This window comes from Streptomonospora wellingtoniae (genome assembly GCF_031845375.1).
Taxonomy (GTDB): domain Bacteria; phylum Actinomycetota; class Actinomycetes; order Streptosporangiales; family Streptosporangiaceae; genus Streptomonospora; species Streptomonospora wellingtoniae.
This window is the reverse complement of record NZ_JAVREK010000087.1, coordinates 1-333: the sequence shown is the minus strand read 5'-3', so window position 1 is coordinate 333 and position 333 is coordinate 1. Positions and strand designations below refer to the sequence as shown.

1 protein-coding gene is annotated in these 333 nt (G+C 75.7%); it reads left to right on the top strand.

Translation table 11 applies throughout. The annotated features are described in order from the left end of the window. Positions 1-22: 22 nt before the first annotated feature. Positions 23-333 (top strand): AMP-binding protein (locus RM446_RS24745; protein ID WP_449657183.1); only part of this gene is annotated, 311 nt, incomplete at its 3' end.

The following is a 333-nucleotide window of genomic DNA, read 5'->3' as shown; positions in this document are numbered from 1 at the left end:
GTACGGCCCGACGGAGGCGGCGGTGGACGTGACCGCCTTCGACACCGGCGCCGAATCCGACCGGTTCTTTGGGCCGGGGGTGCCGATCGGGCGGCCCGTGTGGAACACCGGTGTCTACGTCCTCGACGCGCGGCTGCGGCCCGTTCCGGCCGGCGTGCAGGGCGAGCTGTACCTGGCGGGCGTGCAGCTGGCGCGGGGCTATTCCAACCGGGCGGGGCTGTCGGCCGAGCGGTTCGTGGCCGACCCCTTCGGCCCGGCGGGCACCCGCATGTACCGCACGGGCGACGTGGTCCGGCGGGACCGCGCGGACCGGCTGGAGTACCTGGGCCGCTC